This window comes from Flavobacterium chungangensis (assembly GCF_042654045.1).
Lineage (GTDB): Bacteria > Bacteroidota > Bacteroidia > Flavobacteriales > Flavobacteriaceae > Flavobacterium > Flavobacterium chungangensis.
In genome coordinates, this window is sequence record NZ_JBHSFY010000005.1 from 150,168 (window position 1) to 174,050 (window position 23,883).

Annotated in this window: 23 protein-coding genes and 1 tRNA gene; 1 reads left to right on the top strand and 23 read right to left on the bottom strand. The window is 33.3% G+C overall.

Features of this window, described 5'->3' with window-relative positions; all coding sequences use genetic code 11:
• The first annotated feature begins 14 nt into the window (after positions 1–14).
• A complete protein-coding gene (locus ACFO3N_RS09750; protein WP_379797290.1) occupies positions 15–1,094 on the top strand; it encodes a DUF2235 domain-containing protein in 1,080 nt (359 codons plus the stop codon).
• Positions 1,095–1,985: 891 nt separating this feature from the next.
• Here the strand turns inward: ACFO3N_RS09750 and ACFO3N_RS09755 are convergent.
• From ACFO3N_RS09755 to ACFO3N_RS09865, 23 genes are all read right to left on the bottom strand, one after another.
• Positions 1,986–2,939 carry a HipA domain-containing protein gene (locus ACFO3N_RS09755; protein ID WP_379797292.1) on the bottom strand — a complete coding sequence of 318 codons (954 nt, stop codon included), beginning with the start codon at positions 2,937–2,939 and terminating at the stop codon, positions 1,986–1,988.
• Positions 2,932–3,264, bottom strand: coding sequence for a HipA N-terminal domain-containing protein (locus ACFO3N_RS09760; protein ID WP_041519127.1), 333 nt, complete (start codon positions 3,262–3,264; stop codon positions 2,932–2,934). Before ACFO3N_RS09760 ends, ACFO3N_RS09755 begins: the two co-directional genes overlap by 8 nt.
• A 5-nt stretch (positions 3,265–3,269) precedes the next feature.
• On the bottom strand, positions 3,270–3,488 hold the full coding sequence (locus ACFO3N_RS09765) for a type II toxin-antitoxin system Y4mF family antitoxin (protein ID WP_083558753.1): 219 nt from the start codon (positions 3,486–3,488) through the stop codon (positions 3,270–3,272).
• Positions 3,489–3,725: 237 nt separating this feature from the next.
• Complete coding sequence (locus ACFO3N_RS09770) at positions 3,726–4,490, bottom strand: nucleotidyl transferase AbiEii/AbiGii toxin family protein (protein ID WP_379797294.1); 765 nt, start codon at positions 4,488–4,490, stop codon at positions 3,726–3,728.
• On the bottom strand, positions 4,484–5,473 hold the full coding sequence (locus ACFO3N_RS09775; protein ID WP_379797296.1) for a MarR family transcriptional regulator: 990 nt from the start codon (positions 5,471–5,473) through the stop codon (positions 4,484–4,486). Before ACFO3N_RS09775 ends, ACFO3N_RS09770 begins: the two co-directional genes overlap by 7 nt.
• Before the next feature lie 132 nt (positions 5,474–5,605).
• Positions 5,606–6,364, bottom strand: coding sequence for a metallophosphoesterase (locus ACFO3N_RS09780; protein WP_379797298.1), 759 nt, complete (start codon positions 6,362–6,364; stop codon positions 5,606–5,608).
• Between the two features lie 841 nt (positions 6,365–7,205).
• Positions 7,206–8,411, bottom strand: coding sequence for a site-specific integrase (locus ACFO3N_RS09785; RefSeq protein WP_379797300.1), 1,206 nt, complete (start codon positions 8,409–8,411; stop codon positions 7,206–7,208).
• A 278-nt stretch (positions 8,412–8,689) separates the two neighbouring features.
• Positions 8,690–8,777: transfer RNA gene (locus tag ACFO3N_RS09790), tRNA-Ser, on the bottom strand.
• 151 nt (positions 8,778–8,928) lie between these two features.
• The gene (locus ACFO3N_RS09795; protein WP_125721663.1) at positions 8,929–9,327 is read right to left on the bottom strand and encodes an acyl-CoA thioesterase; all 399 of its coding nucleotides are present in this window, start codon (positions 9,325–9,327) and stop codon (positions 8,929–8,931) included.
• Between the two features lies 1 nt (position 9,328).
• Positions 9,329–10,462, bottom strand: coding sequence for a 3,4-dihydroxy-2-butanone-4-phosphate synthase (ribB, locus tag ACFO3N_RS09800; protein WP_172426962.1), 1,134 nt, complete (start codon positions 10,460–10,462; stop codon positions 9,329–9,331).
• A 2-nt stretch (positions 10,463–10,464) separates the two neighbouring features.
• Positions 10,465–11,919 (bottom strand): LptF/LptG family permease, encoded by a 1,455-nt coding sequence (locus ACFO3N_RS09805; protein WP_250835139.1) that lies wholly within the window; start codon positions 11,917–11,919, stop codon positions 10,465–10,467.
• Between the two features lie 8 nt (positions 11,920–11,927).
• A complete protein-coding gene (gene lolA1, locus ACFO3N_RS09810; RefSeq protein ID WP_465254288.1) occupies positions 11,928–12,554 on the bottom strand; it encodes an outer membrane lipoprotein periplasmic chaperone LolA1 in 627 nt (208 codons plus the stop codon).
• Between the two features lie 73 nt (positions 12,555–12,627).
• A complete protein-coding gene (locus tag ACFO3N_RS09815; RefSeq protein ID WP_250835141.1) occupies positions 12,628–15,081 on the bottom strand; it encodes a DNA translocase FtsK in 2,454 nt (817 codons plus the stop codon).
• An 18-nt stretch (positions 15,082–15,099) separates the two neighbouring features.
• Entirely contained in the window at positions 15,100–15,474 is a 375-nt protein-coding gene (locus tag ACFO3N_RS09820) for a diacylglycerol kinase family protein (RefSeq protein ID WP_095931756.1), read from the bottom strand.
• A gap of 13 nt (positions 15,475–15,487) precedes the next feature.
• Complete coding sequence (gene tpx / locus ACFO3N_RS09825; protein ID WP_095931755.1) at positions 15,488–15,985, bottom strand: thiol peroxidase; 498 nt, start codon at positions 15,983–15,985, stop codon at positions 15,488–15,490.
• A gap of 736 nt (positions 15,986–16,721) precedes the next feature.
• A complete protein-coding gene (locus ACFO3N_RS09830; protein ID WP_008462029.1) occupies positions 16,722–16,979 on the bottom strand; it encodes a DUF6952 family protein in 258 nt (85 codons plus the stop codon).
• Positions 16,980–17,088: 109 nt separating this feature from the next.
• Positions 17,089–17,397 (bottom strand): thioredoxin family protein, encoded by a 309-nt coding sequence (locus tag ACFO3N_RS09835; protein WP_007805605.1) that lies wholly within the window; start codon positions 17,395–17,397, stop codon positions 17,089–17,091.
• Between the two features lie 187 nt (positions 17,398–17,584).
• Positions 17,585–18,223, bottom strand: a complete 639-nt coding sequence (locus ACFO3N_RS09840) for a peroxiredoxin (protein ID WP_012024184.1) — start codon at positions 18,221–18,223, stop codon at positions 17,585–17,587.
• Between the two features lie 123 nt (positions 18,224–18,346).
• Complete coding sequence (locus ACFO3N_RS09845; RefSeq protein ID WP_379797304.1) at positions 18,347–19,960, bottom strand: glycoside hydrolase family 3 protein; 1,614 nt, start codon at positions 19,958–19,960, stop codon at positions 18,347–18,349.
• A gap of 2 nt (positions 19,961–19,962) precedes the next feature.
• Entirely contained in the window at positions 19,963–20,412 is a 450-nt protein-coding gene (locus ACFO3N_RS09850) for a GNAT family N-acetyltransferase (RefSeq protein WP_379797306.1), read from the bottom strand.
• Between the two features lie 189 nt (positions 20,413–20,601).
• The gene (locus ACFO3N_RS09855) at positions 20,602–20,943 is read right to left on the bottom strand and encodes a hypothetical protein (RefSeq protein WP_379797308.1); all 342 of its coding nucleotides are present in this window, start codon (positions 20,941–20,943) and stop codon (positions 20,602–20,604) included.
• A gap of 21 nt (positions 20,944–20,964) precedes the next feature.
• Positions 20,965–22,236 carry an MFS transporter gene (locus ACFO3N_RS09860; RefSeq protein WP_379797310.1) on the bottom strand — a complete coding sequence of 424 codons (1,272 nt, stop codon included), beginning with the start codon at positions 22,234–22,236 and terminating at the stop codon, positions 20,965–20,967.
• The gene (locus tag ACFO3N_RS09865) at positions 22,223–23,794 is read right to left on the bottom strand and encodes a glycoside hydrolase family 10-like protein (protein ID WP_250835146.1); all 1,572 of its coding nucleotides are present in this window, start codon (positions 23,792–23,794) and stop codon (positions 22,223–22,225) included. Before ACFO3N_RS09865 ends, ACFO3N_RS09860 begins: the two co-directional genes overlap by 14 nt.
• Positions 23,795–23,883 lie beyond the last annotated feature (89 nt).

A 23,883-nucleotide genomic window follows, 5' to 3' on the forward strand; every position in this document is an offset into this window, starting at 1 on the left:
AAAAAAGCAATTTTATGCCAAAAAACTTAGTAGTCTGTTGTGATGGAACAGACAATAAACTGACCATCAATGAAAATACGAATGTACTGCATTTGTATAGTTGTCTTGAAAAAAGCGACAAACAGGTAACCTATTACCATCCTGGAGTTGGAACTATTGCACCAAGTGGTGCCAAAAATTGGATAGTTAGAAAATGGAATATCATAAAAGATCTTGTGTCTGCATCGAGTCTTGAGGAAAATGTGAAAGATGCTTATCTTTTTTTAATGGAAAACTATGAGGATGGCGACAAAATTTACCTTTTTGGTTTTAGCCGAGGTGCCTATACAGTCAGAATGCTAAGTGGACTAATAGAAATGTTTGGCTTGTTGCAAAAAGGGAACTATGGACATTTAAGATATGCTCTCGAAATTTATGTAAAAGGCGATAAAATGTTTGAAATAGCTAACGCTTTTCGTTCCAGATTCTCTAGAAAAGTCGATATTCATTTTATAGGTATATGGGATACTGTTGTTGCCGCAGGAGGACTAATAAACTACTACAAAAGTTTTCCATATTCAAGAAGTTTAGGTATTGCTAAAATAGTAAGACATGCCATTTCTATAGATGAAAGAAGAAAACATTATGATTTTTATGAAGTTTCAGAATTACATGAAAATTGTAAGCAAGTTCTATTTGCTGGCGTGCATTCTGATGTTGGAGGTTCTTATCCTATTGAAGGTTTATCTAAATTAGCATTAGAATGGATGTTGGGTGAAGCTTCTAATCAGGATTTAAAACTTTCAAAAAAGAAAGTCGACCGCTATGTTTATGGTATAAATTCTAATTATCAAAAACCTGATTATACATTTGAAATACACAACTCTCTTTCAATAGCATTTAAGCTCTTTGATTTCATACCACGAGCCCGATATAAAAAAGGTAGCGGGTTTCATGATATGGTATTAGATTTTAGATTGTGGCCTCTAAGAAAATTCAAAAAAGGTACTTTAATTCATGAAAGTGTAATTAATAAAATGGCTACCAATAAATATAAGCCTTTGAACTTGTTAAATGATAATTTTGAAATTGAAAGAAATCAAATTATAAAATAGGTTTGATGTGATTTTAAATAAAAATATTGTAGAAAACTTAAATAATTAATTTATGGAAAATTACGATAACATTTCAGAATCAGATGACAAACTTTGGTTTTCACTCATAGGAAGAATCTTTTTTTTACTTTCAATCCTTGCGTTATTTTTTACATTATGGAAAATAACAAATTCTTTTAATTTGCAGAATATTCATACTGAATTGCATTGTAAAGAAGGATGTAAAGATATTCACTATAATTTTTTTGATGTATTTGCATACTGTGCGTGGACAATAATCCCGCCAATTTGGTTTATGTTTGAGTATGTATGGTTGTTTCCTAAAAGATATAAATTTGATACGCACCAATTGAATGATCTCAAATATGTTCATGAATTAGGAAATAAAGTTTGGGCCGCTTTTGTAATTTGCATTACTATCATACTTTATATAAAATATCGTGACAGTATATTTATTAAATAGCACTTATTAGATTTATATTTAACAATTTGCTATCTGAAAAGTCAAGTGATAAACTTGTAAATCTTTCTTTATTTTACGCAATTTTATGTGCGAATTGCGAAATTTACCGATATTGATCAATTAAACTTCAAGGGTGCTGAAGGAATGGAAAGTTAAAATGCTCATTACCATCAAAATTATGGCTACTGTCAGTTGCGTTGAAAAAACATTCTATTGCGGAGCTTCAGACTCCGCAACATAAAAATAACTTGGTAAAATAACTAGAAATATAAAGTTGGTAACGCTTGTGGTAAATGGGGAGAGCAGGATTCGAACCATAAGCTGGGAACCCTCTCTTTCCTACATTTTCAATTATTAGATTTTTTTTAAACCTGCTAAAGGTTTTAGTTGTGGTAAAATTTAAAAAATAGTGTTTGATTTGATAATTTTTATTGAAGAAGTATGATATATCTGTCTTCCAAAAGTACTCTATATTTTTCTTTGTACTCTTCTGATAAGAATGACTTATCGATCCATTGAATGGCTATGTTTTTGTTCTTTAAGAAACGTTTTTTTATACTTCCAATTTGTTTGTCGTTTAACTCTAACATTTTACCCAATCGTTCGAAATTTTCCCATTTGATCTTTTTCTTTTTTCCTTCAAGAGTCAAAGCGAGTTCTTCGGTATCGTCTGGATTGACTATAGCTACGTTTAGGAGATCATATGCTGGGGCTAATGTCCATTTATCTCCCATATTTATCATGGAGAAGTTTTTAAGATGCATGTCGTTGTTTCCAGTCAAAAAGCTGAAAATAGCTAATTCCAGAAAGTAAACTTTATCCAACAAAGTATTATCTGAATACTCGGTAAGAGCTTTACCTATTTTTTCCATTGAGCTTTTATATTTATCAAAAGCTTCGGTAATTTGGAACATATCTAGCATATGGATTTTTTCTCCTGAATCTGTTCTGTCAATACGTTTTGTAATATAAGAAAGCTCTCCTGATTGCAACCGGATTAAACTTGATTTTACGACATTTATTCCGAAGGCTTCAGCAATACGCATCGTTAGGTGTTCGTTTTCTGGCATTTCGGGAAAGTGATCGGATGGTGGTTTGAAAATATAATTCCCTCCTAAAGCACCCACTACGGTAAGACGTCCTTTGTTTCCTTCCTGAATAGTGTCATCTATTAATGATAAGGAAAGCTTAGGTTGCACTCCTGGAACAGCTATGCTTCTTTCTACTACATTTTTTGCCAATTCAACCATTTGTTTCAGAGAATGTTCAAATAATGGCTGCTGTTTGGTTCCGAAAAAATCCAGACTGCACTGTTCGTGAAAATCTCCGGTTGTATTTTCATCCAATACTTTGTAACAATATAAGCACTTTTTATTATTCATTTTCCTGTGGTATTGGTTGGACACTTACAGCTCCGATACAGTTATGGCAACATGCTAAAAGCAAGCCCATGCGGTCATTTTGATTGATTTTCCAGTTTTTTGAAGCAATATCTAATAGCCATCCTTCAGGAATTAATCCTTCAAAAAAAGGAAATAGACGTTTGTCGCTATAAGGTTTTGGAGTTACCGGCATAGTAAACGTGAGAAACTGCTTTGGGTGCTCTTTAATATGTTTTTCTTCGTATTGAAAAACATACTCACCTTCGTCAGTTTCCGTGAGTATTCCTGCTAAGAGGTCTTTATAGTATATAGCCGCTTTTCTCATCCTTACTATTTATTGGTTTTGGATAATTCTCTTGCATTAACTGGTGCCAGGGTATGTCCAAACATTTTGAGTACTTGGTTTACTTTTTCCAGATTGAGGTTTTCTTTCCCTTGTTCAATTTTTCGGATTACAGTTAGAGCTACTCCAGCACGCTCAGCAAAAGCCTCTTGTGTTAGGTTTACTTCTTTTCTTTTTTCTTTTACAAAATCTGCAAGTGTCATAATTATATGCTTTTACAACGAATTTAAGCAAATATAATAATTTATATGTTTAAACATATAAAATGTGAATATAATTGTTAATTATATTTTTAAACATATAATGTTTATTAAGCTGTCTTTTAATGTATTGATTATCTTAGGGCGAATTTCTCTCAACGCTGTTGAGAGTTTTACATTAAATAATACTCCTTTAAAATTTCTAAAGTTTTTTATTTTTGACAGATACTTTGCTTATTTTTATTAAATATTAAAAACCTTAATTAATTGCTCGAATAATTCTTTTACGTTTACATTTCCAGCACCCATTTCTTTAAAAATTTGTTTATCTGGTAAATCTGTTTTTACAGCTTCAGTAAAATTTGCTATATCTGCTTTTACACTTGTAGGAATTGTGAAATTATCTTCAGGTGTTAATAATAATAACAATCTGAATACATCCATTTTGTGCTTACGTAACTGTCTTTCATCAATCTTTTCTCCATTCTCTTTTCGGGTTTTATAATCTAGAAATGCTTTTGCTTTTAAACCTATTAAAGCCTCTGTATTGGCTAAATGGATGCCGTTATCTAATTGGCTATGTTTGATTGTAAAATTGTAATAATCATCATCCATTAATATTGCTGAAAGACTTGAAATTTCTGTATCTACTGGAATTGGCGTTAGATGTGCTTGTTCTTCTAAATCTAACAAATCTGGGATTCTTGAAAACAATTCAATTTGAAATGGAAATTCTTCTACTTGAGGTTTTTGAAAACGATAGTATTTTCGGTCTTCTTCGCTTTTTTCTTTTACTTCATAGTTTCCTTGTTTAATAAACTCCCAAAAGTGAGTTGCAAATTCAGGACTTAAAGCTTCTATTACTAAAATGATGTCGATGTCTTTTGTTGCTCTTGGTGTCAGTCCTACATTATTAATAACAATATCACAAGCGGTTCCGCCAATGATAATATAGTTGTCTGTGAATTCTTTAAAGTGTTCTCTGAAAATTTCTAAACCTCTTACCATATGTATTTTTCAATTATTTGCTCTAATGCCATATCTGTTCGTTCGTCAATAAATCCGTCTTTTAAACTTAAATATAAAGACAGTGGATCTACATTATTTTTCTTTGTTATTCCTTTTGTGATTAGTTCCGGATTGTATTTCCAAACTTCTAATGCAAAATTTCCACTTTCATTATTCAGATTAACTAACTTATTGTTTTTCTCTAACTCGTAAAATTGTTTTTTCTCTATAGCAAAATATTCTAATGCACTTGGATTCATATCCGTATATTCTTCTAGTGCAGTTGTATTAGATTTTAATAATCCTTTTGGCTTTTCATCAACATAAACAGTTTTCATAACTGGGTTAATTAATAATCGTTCACTATCCCCCCAAAGCTTTTGCAGGTCTTTTTCGAAAATAATATTCTTTTCTTTTGTTCCTTCAACTTTCACTATCGCTAATCTTCTCAGATTTTCTATTGCTTTAGTTATTCCCATTTGGGTGTATTGTAACTTTTCTGCTAGTTCTTTGAATGTATATTGGCTTAAGTTATCGTCTTTGTGTAAAATTTGATATAGTAAGATTAGCTGGGCTGAGGGCAGTAACAAGAAAGATTTTTTAAATTCCTTTTCTTTCTCGTAATCTTGAATATCTATTAATAATTCTGTTAGATACATTTGCTTCCCAGGAATAATGAAACTGATTTTATGCTCTATTAGTCGTTTACGATTTAGTGCGCTTATAGTATCAGTAACTATAATTATTCTTTTTTCAAGCTTTTTTTGAATTTCTACTATTTGCTTTCTCAATTGGCTTGCATTGAGAGTATCCTCTTTATTAAGTTCCAATAAAATTAATTCGTGATTACTTAAAGTAGTGCTATAGAATTTAAAATTGCTCTTGAATATAAAAGGCAACCTATTCAATTGTTCATTTTGCAACTCTTTTATTTCGAGTTGTGCGCCAAGTATTTGTTGGATATAGTCTTTTAATTTTTCCATAATAAATTAGAATAAACTAATAAAATTAATAATAAACCACATAGGTTTATTGTGCAAATATAGGTTTATTATGTTGAAAATTAATTTATTAATGAATAAAATACAGTGATTATTGTATAAAAGAAATCAGTTTTATATAGAAATAATAGCTTTATCATTAAATCCTGTATTTTCATTGTACTTAATATATCCTAATTGATTGGTTATTAGTTTTGTATTTCCAATCTCAAAATCAGCAAGGTTGACGTGATGGTGTCCGTAAATCCAATAATCAATATTACTATCTTCAATGAGTTTTTCTAATTCCGAAGCAAAAGCTTCGTTGATATTGCTATTGGCATATTTCTCAGGATAGTTAATAAATGTTGGTGCATGATGGGTTACAACAATTGTTTTTTTATTTGATTTTTCATTTAATGTGTTTTGTAAAAATTCTACACTTTTTTGGTGTAATAGATTATAATCATCAACATTTAATAATCTATCATTACAATTAATTACTTTAAAATCGGAAAGGCTTTGTTGAATTAGCCAGCGCCTTGTTTCTGAAATATTTGACCAAAGGGTAGAAAAAATAATATTTACACCCAAAATTTCTTTCATACAGTTGTTTACTAAAATTATATTCTCTCGGATTTGGATATCTAAAGAACCACTTTTTTCAGCAATGTCATAATAGTAATATTCATGATTTCCTGGTATCCAGAAAGTCATTTTGAAATTACTAGAAATATAATCGAAGAAATCTTGATGTTTATCAATTATAGCGAATGGAACTATATCTCCAGCTAAAATTAGAATATCTGCCTCTGGGTTTATAGGGTTGTCAACTATATGTCTTTTGTTCTCTGGGAACTCTAGATGAAGGTCTGAGCAGTATTGGATTTTCATTTGCAAAACAGGTTTTATTTTTAATCAACAATAGTTAATTTATCACAATCGCTTTTGCAGTTTAATATTTTTTGAAATATTAATACTTATTGCATTGTTTATTTTTTTCTTTACGAAGATATTTATATTGTTGGATTCAACTGAAATTTTATCTTTTTTGTCAATTTTGTCCATCGAATTTGAATTAAAAATTTGATACCCTGAATTGTAAATCCTAAGAATAGGATTGCTCATCATAATGCAAAAAATCAATCCATCTGGTTGTAAATAATTTTGCTTCAGTTCAATGTACCAGTTAAATTGTGTCCGCACTGCCGACACAATTGGAAATATTCTGTAAGATTTTAGATGTCAGTTAATTAGCAGTATGAAAGCCAGTTCCGTATTGATGCTTATCTCCTTCTGCAAGAGATTTAATCAAGTAAGTACCGTAATTGGCTCTTTCTTTTCCCTGCCGTTCAATTGGTAAATATGTACGTGTTTAAATTAGTATATTCGGTTGTGTTAGAATTAGTAAACATGGTCAGTTAAAGAAACTAAAAAGGATATACATTTTTAGTATTCATTTTAATTGCGTCCGCAATGCGGACGCAATTGGAGATGTTAGTCAATTCTATTTTGTTGATAAATAGATTATTAATATCGCATATTGCATATCGCAATATGCAATATAAGGGATGTCTGTGATTCGAATCTAGAGTTTGATCTCATGATTTTGCTTAAGTTTTCTTTTTCGATGTGACTTACCGTAATTTTGTCATACTTGAAAAATAAATAATCAGATTTTTAAAGGTAACTACGAAAAGAGGTTTCGAAATAGAAGACTGTTTTTAATAAAATATTACTTAAACTTAGATTTAAGTTTTTCCATATCTTCCATTATATTAACATCTAAAACCTTTGCATAATGCTGTGTCTGCTTGGTATTGGTATGCCCCATCATTGCTGATACATTTTCAAGTCTTACTCCATTTCCTAAAGTGACAGTGGTAGCAAAGGTATGCCTGGCAACATACCATGTAAGATGTTTGTCTATGCTGCAGGCATCAGCTATTTCCTTAAGATAAGCATTCATTTTCTGATTGGATATTTTCGGGATAAGACCTTTCTGCTGATTTTTATATTTAGAAATAATTTTCTCAACAGTAGGCAGCACCGGAACATTGGCCCTAATGGCAGTTTTGGCTCTGCTGGTCATAATCCATAAGTTTCCATTTGAATCTTCAGATAAGTTTCTTTCAGTCAGATCCATGGCATCGACAGGGGCATATCCTGTGTAGCAGCTGAAAAGAAATATGTCTTTAACTTTTTCCAGACGAGGTGTTGAAAATATTTTATTCTCAATTGTGTTCAGTTCCTGCTGAGTTAGGAAAACAGCATCTTTTACGCTTAGCCTTCCGTCATAAACGTTGAATGGGTTTTTTATGATTAGATCCATTTTAATGGCATAATTGCAGGCAGTTTTATACATTTTCATATATTTTACCACCGAATTGTTTTTGATGCCTGTCTGGTCTTTGAAACTGCTCTCGTATTTAAGGAACTGCTCCAGTTTAAAGACAAAGGAGCTTGATATTTCAGATGCGGGCATATCTTCCTTTTTGTAGATACTGGTGATGAAATCCAAAAGTAAATCCTTCGCTCTTTTGTACTTCTGCAGTGAAGCCGCTGCGCGTTCTCCAGAATTAACTCTTTTGGTGAAGAATATATTGTATGTTTCCATAATTTCAATTATGGAAGGACCTTGAGGCTGGCCGATTTTGACTTTTCCTGTAAGTTCAGCTTTTAGCAATTCCAGATCAACGTCAGGGTCAATTCTGAAGAGTTCTGTAAACTTCTTTTCGGCATTAAGCTGCATGAGATCAAGAGAACTTTTGATTACCTTTTCTTTTTCTGCCTTCAGTGTATTTTTCAGATGGTTTGTCTGAATCCATCTTTCTTTCGAGATGAATTTTCCCGAGGCGATTGTAATCCTTTTGTTTTTATAGGAAAGTCTTAGAATAATAGAGGATTCTCCGTCTCGGTTAACCCTCTCGGATTTTAGCAAGAAAATTGTTTTTAACATGTTATCTAGTTTTAAAATTAATAATCAAATTGAATTAAAAATTTTAAGAGAGCCCATTGATACCAGGGAATTCCCGGGGAATTCTTTTTATTTTGGTCACCAATTTTGTAAAAAGTGACCCCAAAAAAAAGTGGGTACTCATTGGGTGACTACTTTTTGATAAAACATGTGCTTTTTGAAAAGTGTGTAAAAATGAAAAAGCCTTTAAACACTAGTGTTTAAAGGCTTTTGACTTTTAAAGTTTCTTTTGAAACTTCTACTGGCGGAGAAAGAGGGATTCGAACCCCCGGACCTGTTACAGTCAACAGTTTTCAAGACTGCCGCATTCGACCGCTCTGCCATTTCTCCAGTATGTCGCAATCATTGCCTGATTGCGGGTGCAAATATAAGACGGTTTTTCGGTTATAAAAACTTTTTTCGGACTTTTTTTTGAAGTTTTTTAAGATAATTTTCAAGTGTCTAATTATCAGTATTTCCGAAAGTGATGTTTTTTGAGAAATTAATCTAAATCGTCTAAAATTGGCGTTGGTTTTTTGTTTTCGTCGACAGCAACAAACGAAAAAGTTCCTGAAACTACCGTTTCACGAAGTTCAGAATACATTTGTTCCATGAAAATATCAACGTGAATTTTACAGCTGGTTCTTCCAACGCTGTCTACTTTTGCTACTAATTCGATTAATGTACCAGCAGGAATTGCTTTTTTAAAGTCAATTTGCCCTGTAGAAATCGTAACTACTTTTTTACGGCTGAATCGAGTCGCGCAGATAAAAGCAACTTCATCCATTAAATGAAGTGCAGTTCCTCCAAATAAAGTATCGTAATGATTCGTTGTACTAGGGAAAACGGCTTTAAATATACGAGTTTCCGATTTTTGAATTCTTTCTTCTACTGTTCCCATATTAATAATTAACGTATTCTGTAATTTCAAGCCCGTATCCAATCATACCCACTCGTTTTGTTTGTTCTGTATTCGAAACTAATCTTATTTTAGAAATATCTATATCATGAAGAATTTGAGCTCCGATTCCGTAATCTTTGCTGTCAATAATCACTTTTGGAGCTTTTAAAGTTCCGTTAGATTGTAATGTTTTAAGCTCAGAAATTCTGTTCAAAAGGTTTACAGCGGTCATATCTTGATTGATAAAGATAACAGCACCTTTTCCGTTTTCATTAATCACTTTAAACATATCGTCTAATTGCTGTTCTGCATTATTAGTCAATGTGCCCAATAAATCGTTGTTTACTTGAGAAGAGTGAATTCTGGTCAAAATAGGTTCGCCAAGATTCCAAGTTCCTTTAGTTAAAGCAATATGGATTTGCTTGTTTGTGGTTTGTTCGTAAGCTCTTAAACGGAAAGTTCCAAAACGAGTTTCGATATCAAAATCTTCTTTTTTAACAATCAAACTATCGTGCTGCATTCTATACGCAACTAAATCTTCTATAGAAACTAATTTTAAATCGAATTTTTTTGCCACTTTAATCAATTCTGGCAAACGAGACATTGTTCCGTCTTCGTTCAAAATTTCGCAGATTACACCAGCAGGTTTAAATCCTGCCAAACGTGCAAAATCAATTGCTGCTTCAGTATGTCCAGTTCTTCTTAATACACCGCCTTGTTTAGCGATTAAAGGAAAAATATGACCAGGACGAGCTAAATCGTGTGGTTTTGTATTAGGATCAACTAAAGATTGAACTGTTTTTGATCTATCTGCTGCAGATATTCCAGTTGTTACTCCTTGACCTTTTAAATCAACAGAAACCGTAAAAGCAGTTTCCATGTGGTCTGTATTGTTGGTAACCATGGCACGAAGATCTAACTCCTTGCATCGGCTTTCTGTAAGCGGTGTACAAATTAAACCGCGTCCGTGAGTAGCCATAAAGTTGATCATTTCTGGAGTCACTTTTTCAGCAGCAGCCAAAAAATCACCTTCATTTTCGCGATCCTCATCATCGACTACAATGATTACTTTACCTTGACGAATATCTTCTATAGCTTCTTCAATGGTATTCAGTTGTATTTTTGTTGTTGACATAATTATTTTTGCTTTTGAGCAGGTGAAAACCGCTCAGAGATTTTCTGAAATAGTTGTGAAATAGGAGTTGTAATCGCATCAAAATTAATTAACCCGTTATCGTTTGTTGCGCGATAGGTCAATAATATGGCAAGAGGCGATAGAATAAAAGACGACATCCATGATCCTAAAAATGGAGTCATACCGCCTTCCTGAGATACTCTTTTTCCGAAAGTATTAATAAAATGGAAAGTAATAAAAATTAAAACTGCAAATACAATAGGAAGTCCAAGTCCCCCTTTTCTAATAATAGCGCCAAGCGGAGCTCCAATAAAAAACATTAAGAAACAAGCAAAGGCAATTACAAATTTCTCGTACAATGCAGTCAAATGTTTGTTGATTTCTCGCTGTTTGTCTTTTAAATCTCGTTGAGTAGTTTCGATTGAATAGATACTGCTCGTAACATTGCTTCCGGCCATTTTTAAAACATCTACTTTTTCTTTGTTGGAATAAATAGATAAAAGATCATTTGGAAGTGGTTTCTTCTTGATGTTTTTTTGCGAATCTGTAAAAAACTTTTTAAAGCCAACTCGTTGATTAATGTTTTCAGAAAAAGAAACAATTTCGTTGTCTAAATTTTTACTCAAGGAGTCTAGAGTATAGCGCAATTCGTTAACATTCAACATTGCATTTGTCCCTGCAATGCTTTCTTTGCTGTCGTCAACTTTATTAAGTTCGGATAAATCGATGTTGATGATCTGTGTTTTAAATTTACCTTTTATAAAAGGCATTTTTGCACGATCTTCATATTTTTTTGGAGTAACGTCTTGGTAGTAGTACCCGTCATTTAAAACTAGCTTTAAAATACTAGATTTTTCATTACTGACTAATTCACCAGTTTTAGCTTTAATTACGGTTTTGTTTTCCCCCATATTATTCGCTTTCTCGTGAATAGTTACACCAGTTAGATGATTACCATTTTCTCCAGATTTTTTGTTTACTTTAATGTTGTAAGTGCCGACATCATTAAACTGACCTTCGGCAATAGCCATCGCAGGTTTGGCTTGTGCGATGTTTTTTCTAAAATTGACAAATTTATATTCGGCATACGGAATGACGTTGTTTGCAAACCAAAATGCTACAATACTTAAAACGAAAATAAAAATAATCAGTACTCTCATTGCTCTTTGCAGTGAGATTCCTGAAGATTTCATTGCTGCGAACTCATAATTTTCGGCAAGATTTCCGAAAGTCATAATAGAGGCTAATAAAACCGATAAGGGTAAAACCAACGGAATAATTCGTGGCATAGAAAAAAGCAGGAATTTCACGACCAATGTTAAGTCGAGATCTTTACCTGCTAGTTCTGAAATAAATAGCCATACTGTTTGAAGTATGAATATGAAAAATAAGATTACAAATACCGTAGTAAATGTAAATAAGAATGTTTTTAATAAGTATTTGTCTAGTATTTTCAACCTTCTGATTAATCTAATTTATTGATGTAGTATTTCGGGTATTTACTCGCTACAAAGGTAAATTGATTTTTTGATAATGGCTGATTGGTTTTAAAAGAATTAACGGTTAAAGTTGTTTTTGTGCCGTTTTTTCCAGTTTCAATCAAATTGTAGATGTGTTTTGTCTGAACGTCAATACCTAACAAAATTTCTTTTCTTTGGTCTTTTCCGCTTGTAGGAACTAATTTGATGTATTGAATTTTTCTTCCTTTTACATTCTGAACAATGTCCATGTTGTATTTGTAGCCAGAATTGAAGAAAGTAAGCATTTTTGAAGGAGTGATAGCATTATCATCTTTCTCGTTTACTTTAGAAATAGTAACTTCTTCGTCTTCAGGAACAATAGTGTAGGTTTTCTGACCGTCAAAAATTTTGGTAACGCCCATAAAATTCAAAACATATTGATTTCCTTTCATCGTTACGTTTCCTTTACTGTCTTGATTGATGTTTTCTTTGGCATTATTCAAAGAATATTTAAAATCGATAACAATATTGTCGTAGCTCTTTATTTTAGAAGTCACTTCGTTCAATAAATCTTTCGCTTTTTTATCTTGCGCCTGAATAGAAGTGAAGCTCAAAAGCAAAATAACTGCCATTTGAAAACACTTTTTAGTCATGTTTGTGATAGAATTGTTGTTGATTTCTTGAATTTTTGCTTTCATGATTGGATTAATTTTGTTCATTATTAAAAAATTGATCAAGAGCATTTAAATCTAAGATGTTTACACTGCGCGCTTTACTGCCTTCAAACGGACCAACAATTCCTGCTGCCTCAAGTTGATCGATCAAACGACCAGCTCTGTTGTATCCTAATTTTAATTTTCGTTGCAATAAAGAAGCAGAACCTTGCTGAGCATTGACAATAATCTCTGCCGCTTCTCTAAATAAAGTATCTCTTTCGGAAATATCTATATCAAGATTAATGCCACTTTCTTCTCCAACGAACTCTGGAAGCAAATAAGCTGTGGCATATGCTTTTTGTCCGCCAATAAAATCGGTAATTTTTTCGACTTCTGGTGTGTCAATGAAAGCACATTGCACACGAATTACGTCGTTTCCGTTTGTGTATAATAAATCTCCTCGTCCAATTAACTGGTCGGCTCCTTGCGTGTCTAAAATCGTTCTAGAGTCAATTTTAGAAGTTACTCTAAATGCGATTCTGGCAGGGAAATTGGCTTTAATTAAACCGGTAATAACGTTTACCGATGGTCTTTGTGTTGCAATAATTAAGTGAATACCAATGGCACGGGCTAATTGAGCCAAACGAGCAATCGGAACTTCAACTTCTTTTCCTGCAGTCATGATCAAGTCGGCGAACTCATCGACAACCAAAACAATATAGGGTAAAAATCGGTGACCAGCTTCTGGATTTAATTTTCTAGACTTGAATTTATCGTTGTATTCTTTAATGTTACGCACCATCGCATCTTTTAATAAAGAATAACGATTGTCCATTTCGGTACAAAGTGAGTTTAAAGTATTGACAACTTTTGCATTGTCAGTAATAATAGCATCTTCAGTGTCAGGAAGTTTAGCTAAATAATGTCTTTCGATTTTGTTAAAAAGCGTAAGCTCTACTTTTTTCGGATCGACCAAAACAAATTTTACTTCGGCTGGATGTTTTTTGTATAAAAGCGAAGTTAAAACCGCATTTAATCCAACCGATTTTCCTTGTCCTGTTGCTCCAGCCATCAATAAGTGAGGCATTTTGGCAAGATCGACAACAAAAGTTTCGTTTGAGATGGTTTTTCCTAAAGCAATTGGCAGTTCCATTTCGGCCTCTTGGAATTTTGCAGCTCCAATAACGCTTTTCATAGAAACCATAGTAGGGTTTTTGTTCGGAACCTCAATACCGATCGTACCTTTTCCTGGAATTGGCGCAATAATACGAATTCCTAGTGCTGATAATGATAAAGCAATATCATCTTCTAAGCTCTTAATTTTAGAAATTCTGATTCCTGCTTCTGGCACAATTTCATATAAAGTAACCGATGGTCCAACGGTTGCTTTGATTTGTGCAATTTCAATTTTGTAGTTACGAAGTGTATCTACAATCCTGTTTTTATTTTCTTCTAATTCTTCCTGATTGATTGTAATTCCGCCAGTCGAATATTCTTTTAATAAATCAATGGTTGGGAATTTGTAATTGGATAAATCCAGAGTTGGGTCAAATAATCCGAAATCGGCAACTAAGCGAGAAGCTAAGTTTTCTTCGATAATATCTTCTTCTTCTGCTTTTTCAATTACAAAGGCTTCATCAGGAGAAACTAATGGTAATTCTTGTTTTGGGGTAATTGGCTTTAAAACTGGATTCAACTCAATTTCAGACGAATGAGAAATAGTTGGTTTTAAAGCTTCTTTGTTAAGCTCGAATTGCGTGTCAACTGTTTTGATGTGAATATCATCTATTTCAGGGTCACTTTCAACTTCTTCTTTGATAGCAAATTCTTCCAGATTATACGCGCTTTCAGGCTGATTTACAGCTGGTTTTAACTTGTCTAATTCTGATTTGAATTCCTTTTTGGTAGAATCAAAATACGATTGGATTTTTTCTGGCGATAATTTGATTTTGAAGATCAAATAGATAATTAAACCAAAAAGTAGTGTAAGCAGTGTACCTGTTTTTCCAATATAATCTTGAAGGAATAAATTTAGTTCATAACCAATTGTTCCTCCAAGTTCTGGTGCAGAAGTAGCGAAGAAACCAAATAGTACAGAAACAACGATAATAGCAAAAATGTCCCAGAACCAAGTGTTTTTTAGTTTTTGGGTCGAAAGCTCCAATGCTAAAAACATTCCAGTAAGGAAAAATAAACGTACAAAAATGAAAGAGGCAAGTCCGAAACCTCTATAGATAATTAAATCGGCAAGATAAGCCCCAAATTTTCCGAGCCAGTTTTCAGCAACTTCGGCACGATCACCGAGCTGATTTACGACACTTTGGTCATTCTGCCATTGTCCGTTTACATAAAAAGAAATAAATGCGACCAGTAGTGCAATAGAAAAAAGTACCAAAAGACATCCTAAAACAAATCTTTGCTGTTTAGACATCTTAAATGATCTTTTAACTCCTTCCTGTTTTTCGTTTTTTTTATCTACAGTTTCTTTTTTATTTTTTGCCATTCTTGCGTTTTCCTTTGCCTAAATAAATTTTGGGATATAAATAATCAAGCCTATTGCAATTGCAGTCATTGCGGCAAAAAATACCGCTCCAGCAGCAATATCTTTAATAAAACCGATTCGTTTGCTGTAATCAGGATGGATAAAATCGGCAATTTTTTCAACTGCCGTATTTAATCCTTCAATGCTTAAAACCAAACCAATGGCCAGTGTCTGACACAGCCATTCGGTTTGAGAAATATGAAAATAGAATCCAGCAATCGTCATGATAATTCCCAAAGAGAATTGAACCATAATGCTGTGTTCTGTCTTAATCAATTTTACAGCTCCGTTAAAAGCATAAGTCATACTTTTTAACCGACCTGTAACAAATGTATTATCTTTTTGAAACTCCATTTAAAGGAAAATATTATAGTGCTGCTAAAGCTGCTTCGTAATTTGGTTCGTTTGCAATTTCTGCAACTTGTTCTGTGTGAACGATTTTTCCATCAGCATCGACAACAATGATTGCTCTTGAGTGTAAACCTGCTAAAGGTCCGTCAACGATTTCTAATCCGTTTGCTTTTCCAAAAGCACCAGTTTGAAAATCTGATAAGTTTACTACATTTTCTAAACCTTCAGCACCACAAAAACGTTTTTGAGCAAAAGGTAAATCTCTAGAAATACATAAAACAGTTGTGTTTTCTAATCCGCTTGCGCTTTGGTTGAATTTTCTAACAGATGCAGCACAAGTTCCTGTATCAACACTTGGGAAGATATTTAAAACTAATTTTTTACCAGCAAAAGTGCTTAATGTAGCAACTGATAAATCGTTTTGAACTAATTTGAAGTCAGCTAATTGCGATCCAACTGCTGGCAATTCGCCTGATGTATGAACTGGATTTCCTCCTAATGTGATAGATGCCATGATTTTTGTTTAAAATTAATGAGGCTCAAAAGTAAGGATTAATATTTGAATCTAAAAGTATTTGTTATGGGTTTAAGGAGAGATTAAGATAGGTTTTTGGGTGGCTACAAATTCACGAATTTTTTTAAATATTTTAGATTTTAGAGGGTAGATTTTAGTTTTAGTTTAGGCTTGTCAGGCTGAGCGGAGTCGAAGCCCACGCAAGCGGCTCCGCAAACTAAGTCACTAATCTTTATGGAAGCACTTTGGGCAGGCTTCGACTTCGCTCAGCCTGACAATTTTGGTCAATAATTATAAGGCGTCTATTGAAACCGTTTAGCCGCGAGAGGGATAGGAGCAAGCTACCGAAGTAGCGCGGATAGCCCGACAGTATTTGGGAAAGCGGGCGAATAAAGATAAAGTATGTTTGCCCGTTTTTTCAAATACTGTCTCGCCCTGATTATTTTAGATTTTAGAATGTAGATTTTAGATTTTTTGCGCTTGTCAGGCTGAGCGGAGTCGAAGCCCACACAAGTAACTCTTCAATTTAAATTGATAATCTTTGTCGATTTGGTTTACGTGGGCTTCGACTTCGCTCAGCCTGACAAAGATTTCGAGAGACTGCGACTGAATACTGCGACTGAATACAAAAAACTGAATACTTAAAACCTGAACACTGTAAACTAAAAAAAGCGTCTCCAGATAGAAACGCTTTCTCAGCTTTGTTTTTTTATTTATCCTTTGGGAGGAAGCCGATTTACTTATCGATTGATCCTAAAACACGTTTCATGAACGTATTTAAAGCTTCTTTTTTATCTGTTCCTTGAGCAACCAATTTTTGCACTTCAAGTGCGCCGTACATATTCGAAATCAATTCGCCAATTACGTCTAATTCTTCGTCTTTAAGAGAAGGGATTTCAGTCATCGCTTCTAGAACTTCGATCGTTTCAATGATGTAATCCTGATCGTTTTCTTCGATGAATTGCGTTAAATGTTTAATTACTGGTAATTTCATAGTTTAGATTTCTTAGATTTTTAGACTTGCTTAGACTTCTTAGACTTTCTATAATTTTTTTACAACATCTAGGTTGTCTTAAAATCTAAGTAAGTCTAACGATCTAAAATTAAGCAATTGCGTTTACCAAGTCAATTAAAACTTCTTGTTTGTTAGTTTGCGTTTCGCCAACCAATTGTCCGTTTACGAAAGTGGCAAATGTTGGCAAGTTGCTCACATTAGCTAATTTTCTAGACTCAGGAGAATTTTCTGCATCAACCAAAACAAAAGTGATAGCTTCATTTTCTGTTGCTAGTTTTTTAAATTTTGGTTTCATAATACGGCAATTTCCACACCATGAAGCTGAATATTGTACTACTACTTTTTCGTTTTTAGCAACTAAATCTGCTAACGTATCTTCGTTTAAGTCGATTAACATAAGTTTTATTTTTTGAGATTCTAAGGTGCTAAGATTCTAAGGTTCTGAGTTTTTTGAACCTTTGTGGATTTTAGCAACTATAATTTTTTTGAGATTTTTTGAGAGAGGATTTGATTTCTAAGTTACTAAGGTCTAAGAGAAAATCTTAGAACCTTAGCATCTTAGTATCTTAGAAACTAATTAAAAATTAGTTTGCGCTTAAGTATTCAGCAGTACTGATTCTGTCTGCAGACATAGCTTCTTTACCAGCTTCCCAGTTTGCAGGACAAACTTCACCTTTAGTTTGGATGTGAGTGTAAGCGTCAACCATTCTTAAGTATTCGTTTACGTTACGTCCTAATGGCATATCGTTTACACTTTCGTGGAAGATTTTTCCAGTTTCGTCAATAAGGTAAGTAGCTCTGTAAGTTACGTTTGAACCTTCGATGATAACAGAATCTGTATCTTCGCTATAGCTTGTAGATTCGATATCAAGAATACCTAAAATGTTAGCTAAATTACGGTTTGTATCAGCTAAGATTGGGTAAGTAACACCTTCGATTCCACCATTGTTTTTTGGAGTATTTAACCAAGCAAAGTGAACCTCGTTTGTGTCGCAAGAAGCACCAATTACGATAGTATTTCTTTTTTCGAATTCTGGTAATGCAGCTTGAAAGGCGTGTAATTCAGTTGGACATACAAAAGTAAAATCTTTTGGGTACCAAAATAAAAGTACTTTTTTATTGTTGTTTACTGCTTCTTCAAAAATGTTGATTTTTAAATTGTCTCCCATTTCTGAGATAGCATCTACTGCAATACTTGGGAATTTTTTTCCTACTAAAGACATAATATTCGTTTTACGTTAAAAATTTATTTGGTGCAAAAGTAGGGCATAAGTACAGGTTCTTACAATAAGATGTGATTATAAAAATTTATAAGTTGATAAATTTTGACTATTTAGTATTTTAAGTTATTGAATATCAATATTTACTGGTAAAATACCATTAAAACTATTTTTTTCTAAAAATTGAATTCCTGCTGTTTTTTGAAATTCTTCAAAATCCTGATACGCCTGAATTAATCCCGAAGCCTTTTTTATATTCGGAATAAGTGGTAAAACGTACGGGTTTCCAAAAACGTAAACAATGCATTTTTTGGTTTGAAGTAAATCAGAAAGTAGTTCTAAAACTTCATCGTTTACTTCGAAATTATTTAATGGTTTCGCTTTTGGAACAAATAACGAAATAATGATCGTTTCGAATTTTTCTAATTCACTTTTGATCAAATTGATATCTGAAATTTCTAAACTTTCAAAAGCAAATTCTGGCGAAGGTAATTTTGCATTTAAAGATTTAAAGAATGTATTATCGGTATTTTTATATAAACTCAGTTTGGCTAATTTGTTGTTTTTCTGCGCTTCAAATGCTAAATCTGAAATGCCATTATCAATGATTTTTGTAATTGCATTTTGAGCGATTTCAAGATTTAACTGGGATGTTTTTTCGAAGTTTAATTGGCCCGAAATTGCAGTATTTCCAGAAAGGATTCCTGCTTTTTCTTTGGCTTTCATAATTCGGTTATAGCTTTCGAAAATACGATCTGGCGATGCATTTTTATAGATTGCTTCAATTCCTTCGGGAACATTTTCTGCGAAACATAAAACATCATTTCCAGCATTGAAAGCTTCCCATTCTAATTGGCCTTTTGTTTCGTACAATTTAGAAACGCTGTGCATGTTTAAGGCATCCGAAATTACCAAACCATCGTAACCTAATTGATCACGCAAGAGGTCTTGAATAACGGCTTTTGATAAAGTTGCCGATGTGTCTTTTCCGTCATTTAAACTCGGAACAGCTAAGTGTCCAATCATAATAGAGTCGACATTGTTCTCAATTCCTTTAATGAACGGATATAATTCGTTTTCCATTAATTCTTCCAACGTTTCCTTTAAAACCGGCAAACCTAAATGCGAATCGACATTGGTATTTCCGTGTCCGGGAAAATGTTTCAGACAGCCTAAAACACCAACTTCCGACATTCCTTTTAAATATTCAATCGAAAAATCGGCTACTTTTTCTTTGTTTTCACCAAAAGAACGATAGCCAATTACAGGATTGTTCGGGTTATTATTGATGTCTGCCAAAGGCGATAAATTATACTGAATTCCAGCGGCTTTTAAATCTAAACCAATTTGTTTTCCAACTTCGTAAATTAAACTTGATTTATTTTCTGGTAAGGCGCCAAGCGTAATGGCGTACGGATATTGTGGTGTTTTTTCGATACGCATTGCTAAACCCCATTCTGCATCAATACTGATTAAAAGTGGAGTAGAAGCTGCTTTTTGATAACGAGCAATAAGTACCTTGATTTTTTCGTAACTGTCATCGTTGAAAACCACTTTTTTCTTACTCTCGTAATTGGTTGCAGCGCTAGCACGGCTATGGAAAAAGGTCAATCCGCCAATATTGTATTCTTTGATTAAACGTTCCGTTTCCTGAATATTTTCTTCGGTATCGTTGATGAATACTGCTGGAAAGAAAAATTGTCCTATTTTTTGTCGTAATGCTTCTGCTGTGATTTTCATTATTATAAAGTCTTTTTCATGCAAACACTATTATCCATTTTCTCGTAAGGTGGATAATTGGGAATTATGATATAATTTAATTTTTGATATAAGTTGATGGCTTCGGGCTGATTTTTTCCAGTTTCGAGAATGGTATACGTATAACCAACTTCTTTTGCCCAGATTTCAAGTTCGTTTAAAATCTTCGATGCAATACCTTTTTTCCTATAATCAGGATGAACATACATTCGTTTGATTTCTGTTGTTCCTGGTTCCTTTTCGCGAAAAGCGCCACAACCAACAGGAATTCCGTTTTCATAATACACGAGCACATGTTTTATCTTATCCGTTTTGTTGAACTGATTGTAAAACGCATGATCTTCACCATCTCTAATCGCTAAATCTTGATCTAATAAAGCGACCAAATTTATAAAATCGATATCGTCTGAATTCGTACGTTTTAAAGTAACCATGTCAAATAAATTTAGTTATCTTGTTTTTACCATTAAGGCATTAAGTTCATAAAGCTATGGCTTAAATTGCTTAATCTATTCGAGGTAAAAAAATTAAGCTTAGCGCCTTAGTTTTACTTTATTCTCTTCTTTTCAATAAGAAAGTTCATAAAGCTTAGCTTAAATTACTTAATGTCTTAATGGTAAAAATTATTTCAGTTTTGCCTTCTTTTGTTTAGCCAATTGTTTTTTGGTTTCAAGCGCTTTTTCCAATCTGTTTTTAAAACGGAAAAGCTTTGGTAGTCCTTCTAAGCGGTCTTCAATGGTGATTATTTCGTACACCACAATTGCTTTTTCTAAAACGCGGATTTCATTTTCCAGATCGTTTTCGTTTTTGTAGATCGTTGCCAATCGATCATAAGGGTGATTTCCTTTAAAGCCTTCTGCAACATTTTCTTCATACAACTCAATCGCTTTTTCTAGATTTCCATTTTTCTCGAACTCAGTTCCTTTTAGATTGCGTTCGTTCTGCAAATTCTCATTGATTTCCATAGGTAAAGTTTGATTTGGGGGTTAAACTTCTTCTGATTTCTTCCCAAAATCTTTTGGGAAAGTTAAAAAACGTGATAAAATAAGACCTGGAATTGTAGCTATTAGAACCCAAATAAAGAAGTTTTGATAGCCTAAAAATTTCTGAATATAACCGCTTAACATTCCTGGAAGCATCATTCCTAATGCCATAAAACCAGTTGCCAGTGCATAATGTGCTGTTTTTGATTCTCCTTCGGCAACATGAATTAAATACATCATGAAGGCAGTAAAGCCAAAACCGTAACCGAATTGCTCCACAATTACAACGGCATAAATGTAATAAATTGATGTAGGATGAAAGAAAGCTAATAATATAAATCCTAAAATTGGAAGGTGCATGGCCAAAAACATAGGAAACATCCATTTGGTCAATCCTTGTTTTGAGATTGCAATTCCGCCTAAAATACCTCCGATTGTTAAGGCTGCTACTCCGCAAGTACCGTAAATGATTCCAACTGCTTCGGTGTCTAATCCCATTCCGCCTAATTCTTTTGGATCCAATAAAAACGGACTTAGCATTTTAAGCAATTGCGATTCTCCTAATCTGAAAACCAAGATAAAAGTTAGAATTAAGCCAATTTGTTTTTTCTTGAAGAAACTGACAAATATGGTTCCGAAACTTTGATTTGGTATTTCTTTGTGATTTTTTACTGCATTAACTTCATTTTTTGGTGTGAAAATGAAATTATAAACGGTAATGAAAGCCATTAATAAACCAACACAAATCATGGTATAAGACCACGCCTTTGTATTATCTCCAAATTTATGTTCTAAATAACCTGCAAAAAGCACTACTAATCCGTTTCCTGCTAGCATTGAAAGTCTGTAAAAAGTACTTCTAATACCAATAAAGAAAGATTGCTTGTCTTCTGGTAAAACCAATAAATAAAAACCATCGCTGGCAATATCATTAGAAGCCGATGCAAAAGCCGCAACCCAGAATATGGAAAGTGTCATGATAAAAAATCCGTTGAGCGGAATGGTAAAACCAACCAGCAGAAAGGCAATCGAAATGATTAATTGCATCAGCAGAAACCATTTTCTTTTGGTTCCGATTAATTCGATAAGCGGACTCCAAAGCGGTTTAATAACCCAAGGCAGATAAAGTAAACTGGTGTAAACACCAATATCTTCATTTGTAATACCTAGATTTTTGTACATAATTACCGAAACAGAGATAATTATGGCATACGGTAATCCAGAAGCGAAGTTAAGAAGCGGAATCCAAAACCACGGTTTATTATCTGTTTTCATTTGGTTGAGCTGGTATATAGTTTTTTAAAGGCTTTTTTAAATCTATTGCAGTTGGCGAACTTTCGTTGGCATAATAATCAATAAAAGTTACTGCGCAGGCTTTGTAAAGATTCAGTTTTCCGGCTGCTATCGCGAAGTTGATTTTTCCGTCAACTTCTTTAATTGTTACTTTTTCGATGATTTTTGTGGCATCGTTTATGTCAATTTTTGAAACATGTTCGCCTCCATAAACCACCATGTAACGAACTTTCGTATTCAGCGGACTTTTGAATGTAAAGTTGTATTTAATGCTGTCTTTACTGTATTCTAATACTTTTGGCGTATCGATAATGACGTGTCTTAAATTTGGAACTGCTGCTGGAAGTGCAGGATATTTATATTGATTTTCTTCTAAATGGCGAACCACATCGAAGTTTTTCCCCATGAACCATTTTGAGCTGAAATAAGCACTTCCTGATACATTTTTGAAAGTTCTTAAAAAATCAATTTGAGTTGGAATTTCGGTCATATAATTCCAGTTTTTATCTCCGTCAGCTCTAATTTTGTATGTCGCGTGACCGATATAAATAGCGGTATTATTGGAGTTTTCAGACCACCATTTTACCAATTTAGAATAAGAAGCTCTCGGATTATTCATACTCCAATACAATTGAGGTAAAATATAATCGATCCATTTTTGATCCATCCATAACATCGGATCTGCATACAAATCGTCGTAGTTAGATGTAGATTGTGTTTCAGAACCTTTTGGATCTTGAGATTTATTTCTCCAAACCCCAAACGGACTAATTCCGAATTGAACCCAAGGTTTACTTTCTTTAATTGTATTTGAAATAGAATGTACAAAGTTGCTCACATTGGCACGGCGCCAGTCAGCACGGCTTAAACCTGAACCATATTTTTGGTAAGAAGCATTGTCGTTAAACACTTTTCCTGGAACAGCATAAGGATAGAAATAATCATCAAAATGAACTGCATCAATATCATAGTTATCAACGACTTCTTTTACGACTTTAGTTAAATGCGCCTGCACTTCTGGCAATGCAGGATCATAGTAGTATTTTCCACCGTATTCAATCATCCATTCTGGATGTTTGAAAAGATCATGATTTGGACTTAAAAGATTTTTATTCAAATCGAAAGTCGCACGATATGGATTCAGCCACGCATGAAATTCAAAACCTCTGTTATGCGCCTGTTCAATCATCCAAGCCAATGTATCGTAATAAGGATTTGGAGCCAAACCTTCTTTCCCTGTCAAAAATCGAGACCAAGGCGCAAATTCTGATGGATAAATAGCATCTCCAACACTTCTAACCTGAACAATTACAGCGTTGTAATTCAGTTTTTTATAAGCCTCTAAAATTTCAAGATAATCAGCTTTTTCTTTTTCGACATTATCTGTACTTGTTTTCGGCCAGTCAATGTTTACAACCGTTGCAATCCAGACACCTCTGAATTCATTTTTAGGATGCATGTTTTTTTCCTGTGCATTAGAAATCGAAGTAATGAAAAATGAAATTAAAAGAAAGAATATTAAGTGCTGATTTTTATGCATTTCAATGTTTTTTAACAGGAATCAAAAATAGTTTTTTTTCCGCCACGAATTCACGAATTATTTTTTTTAATGATTGTGTGTTTTTCCGC